Source organism: Massilia sp. CT11-108 (assembly GCF_047302915.1).
GTDB lineage: Bacteria > Pseudomonadota > Gammaproteobacteria > Burkholderiales > Burkholderiaceae_D > Telluria > Telluria orientalis.
Map to the genome: position 1 here is coordinate 1 of NZ_JBKYMO010000555.1, position 3,395 is coordinate 3,395.

Annotated in this window: 4 protein-coding genes; all 4 read left to right on the top strand. The window is 64.1% G+C overall.

Annotation, left to right across the window (positions count from 1 at the left end; all coding sequences use genetic code 11):
• Positions 1-364 (top strand): tryptophan synthase subunit alpha (locus ACEN88_RS27260; protein WP_413344697.1); only part of this gene is annotated, 364 nt, incomplete at its 5' end.
• Between the two features lie 156 nt (positions 365-520).
• Positions 521-805 (top strand): hypothetical protein, encoded by a 285-nt coding sequence (locus ACEN88_RS27265; RefSeq protein ID WP_413344699.1) that lies wholly within the window; start codon positions 521-523, stop codon positions 803-805.
• 162 nt (positions 806-967) lie between these two features.
• Positions 968-1,840, top strand: a complete 873-nt coding sequence (gene accD / locus ACEN88_RS27270; RefSeq protein WP_056136719.1) for an acetyl-CoA carboxylase, carboxyltransferase subunit beta — start codon at positions 968-970, stop codon at positions 1,838-1,840.
• Positions 1,841-1,908: 68 nt separating this feature from the next.
• Positions 1,909-3,207 (top strand): bifunctional tetrahydrofolate synthase/dihydrofolate synthase, encoded by a 1,299-nt coding sequence (folC, locus tag ACEN88_RS27275; RefSeq protein WP_413344701.1) that lies wholly within the window; start codon positions 1,909-1,911, stop codon positions 3,205-3,207.
• Positions 3,208-3,395 lie beyond the last annotated feature (188 nt).

Consider the following 3,395-nt stretch of genomic DNA (forward strand, 5'->3'; position numbering starts at 1 on the left):
CGGCCTCGACATGATTTTCCTGCTCGCGCCGACGTCGACCACGGAACGCGTGAAGCAGGTGGCGCGCCACGGCAGCGGCTTCAGCTACTACGTGTCGCTGAAGGGCGTGACGGGTGCCGGCGGCATCGACACGGCCGACGTGGCCAAGCGCGTGGCCGCGATCCGCGAGCACGTCAAGCTGCCGATCGGCGTGGGCTTCGGCATCCGCGACGCGCAGACGGCGAAATCGGTGGCCAGCGTCGCCGACGCGGTCGTCATCGGCAGCCGCATCATCCAGGAACTGGAAAACACGCCGAAAGCGCAGGGCCCTGCGGCCGTGCGCGCCTTCGTCGCCGGGATCCGGGAAGCGCTGGACGCCCGCTGATTCATCCGCAGCACGACACGAACCGGGCATGCCCCGGTGTTTATTGCCCAAATTCGGGGGCTGACCTCGGTGTCGTTTGATGCGGTCGATTTTCTTGGTGGAAATGGAGCGATAGAGTGGAAGTGCAGTTTTCTTCCACTCAACCCGGCATCCATCATGAAAAAACAAATCGTGCAGGTTTCCGTCATGCAGTCGGCCAAGGTCATGGCCGTTGTCTATCTCGTCACCGCCATCCCCGTCGTCGTACTGGCCGGGTTGTTCATGTCATCGTTCATGCCCGCGGGCGCCAGCATCGCCATGCTGATCATGATGCCGGTGGCCTACGCGATCGGCGCCTTCATCGGCGCTGCGTTCGGTGCGTGGATCTACAACCTGGTCGCAGCCCGCATCGGTGGTTTCGAATTCACGACGGCGGAGGTCGGCGAGGCCGCAGTGCGCTGACGCCGGGATCGTGCGCGATATTACCGGGGCCAAGCGCCCCGGTTCTCATTTCTGCTAGCGCAACTTTATTAAGAAGGCAAGTAATTAACGGCAAGAATTCGACAAGCCTGATGCGAACGGCTACACTACGCCCAATTCCAGAATTGCCGCAAAGGAGAGAACATGAGTTGGTTGGAAAAGCTGCTGCCCCCCCGGATCCAGCGCTCCGATGCCGCCAAGCGCCAGACCATGCCCGAAGGCCTGTGGGTCAAGTGCCCGTCGTGCGAGTCGGTCCTGTACCGCGCCGACCTGGAGTCGAACCTGCATGTCTGCCCGAAATGCAGCCACCACATGCGCATCCGCGCCCGCGAGCGCCTCGACGCGCTGCTCGACGAGGGCGGCCGCTACGAGATCGGCCAGGACGTGCTGCCGGTCGATACCCTCAAGTTCAAAGACAGCAAGAAATATCCTGACCGTCTGAAGGACGCGATGGAAGCCACCGGCGAGACCGATTCGATGGTCGTGCAGGGCGGTTCGATCATGAGCCTGCCGGTCGTGGTCGCCTGTTTCGCCTACGAATTCATGGCCGGCACGATGGGTTCCGTGAACGGCGAGCGCTTCGTGCGCGGCGCCCAGGTGGCGCTCGAGCAGAAAGTGCCGTTCATCTGCATTACCGCCAGCGGCGGCGCGCGCATGCAGGAAGGCTTGCTGTCGCTGATGCAGATGGCCAAGACCACCTCGATGCTGACCAAGCTGGCCGAGAAAAAACTGCCGTTCATCAGCGTGCTGACCGACCCGACGACGGGCGGCGTGTCCGCTTCGTTCGCGTTCATGGGCGACGTCGTCATCGCCGAACCGAAGGCGCTGATCGGTTTTGCCGGCCCGCGCGTGATCGAGAACACGGTGCGCGAAAAACTGCCGGAAGGCTTCCAGCGTTCCGAGTTCCTGCTGCAAAAAGGTGCCATCGACATGATCGTCGACCGCCGCAAGATGCGCGAAGAAATCGCGCAGCTGCTCGCCCTGCTGCAAAGCCAGCCGGCCGACGTCATCGCTTGATTCGCTGTCACCGCGCGGCCGGCTGCTTGTGCAAAGCAGCCGGCCGCGCGCATTCCGGAAGCCATCCCATGCCTAACCTGCCGACTACCTTGCCCGACTGGCTGGCGCTGCTCGAGTCGCGCCATGCCGAAACCCACATCGACATGGGCCTGGACCGTGTGCGCACCGTCAAGGAGCGCATGAGCCTCGCCTTTTCCTGCCCCGTGATCATGGTCGCGGGCACCAACGGCAAGGGCTCGACCTGCGCCATGCTGGAAGCCATCCTGCTGCAGAGCGGCTACAAGGTCGGCCTGTACATCAAGCCGCACTTCCTCGACTTCAACGAGCGCGCCCGCATCAACGGCGAAATGGCCAGCGACGACAAGCTCATCGCCGCCTTCAACGACGTCGAAGCGCGCCGCGGCGACATCGACCTCACGTACTTCGAGTTCACGACGCTCGCGATCATGCACCTGCTGTCGACGTCCGGCGTCGACGTGGCGATCCTGGAAGTGGGCCTCGGCGGCCGCCTCGATGCCGTGAACGTGATCGATGCGGACGTGTCCATCGTCACGAGCATCGACATCGACCACAAGGATTATCTGGGCGACACGCGCGAAGAGATCGGCTTCGAGAAGGCCGGCATCTTCCGTCCCGGGAAGCCCGCGATCTGCAGCGATCCGCAGCCGCCGCAAGCGCTGATCAAGCATGCGGAAGACATCGGTGCCGACCTGTGGCTGCTGGGCCGCGATTTCAACTACCAGGGCGACAAGCAGCAGTGGGCCTACGGCGGCCGCACGCAGCGCCGCAATTCGCTCGCGTATCCGGCGCTGCGCGGTGCCAACCAGCTGCTGAACGCATCGGCCGCGCTGGCCGCGCTGGAAGCGTTGCGCAACGTGCTGCCGGTCGGCGCTCAGGAAACGCGCGCGGGCCTCGCGATGGTCGAATTGCCGGGCCGCTTCCAGGTGCTGGCGGGCCGTCCGACGACGGTCCTCGACGTCGCGCATAACCCGCACGCGGCCGCGACGCTCGCCCAGAACCTGGGCAACATGGGATTCCACCGGTTCACGTACGCCGTGTTCGGCATCATGCAGGACAAGGACATCGATGCTGTCGTCGCCCATCTCGCGCCGAACATCGACCACTGGTGCGTGACGGCGCTGCCGTCGCCCCGGTCGGCGGACCCGGCCGTGCTGGCCGAGAAGCTGCAGGCATTGAAGCCGAGTGGTGCGAAAGACGACGAATTCTCGGTCAAAACGTTCGCGAATCCGGCCGATGCATTCGCAGATGCAACAAGCCGGGCCGGACAGGATGATAGAATAGTGGTCTTTGGCTCGTTCTATACCGTGGCTGGCGTGATGGCAGCCCGTAAATCCTCTCTTCATTGACGTGACACCGCATGGGCTTGTTCTCTCGTAAAAGCAAGCAGGACCGCCTCGCCGAGGACAGTGGCCGCTTCTACAGCAAGGACGACGACGCCGCGATCGGCGAGCGCGCCCGCGCCAAACGCGCCAGCAATGCCGGTGGCGGCGCGTCGCGCCGTCCCGGTGCCGACCCCATGCTTCCCGAAAAGAAG

What these genes read in the sequence shown, in the direction of transcription:
- ACEN88_RS27265 (WP_413344699.1), top strand. Translation starts at nt 521, where the DNA reads ATGAAAAAACAAATCGTGCAGGTTTCCGTCATGCAGTCGGCCAAGGTC.
- accD (WP_056136719.1), top strand. Translation starts at nt 968, where the DNA reads ATGAGTTGGTTGGAAAAGCTGCTGCCCCCCCGGATCCAGCGCTCCGAT.
- folC (WP_413344701.1), top strand. Translation starts at nt 1,909, where the DNA reads ATGCCTAACCTGCCGACTACCTTGCCCGACTGGCTGGCGCTGCTCGAG.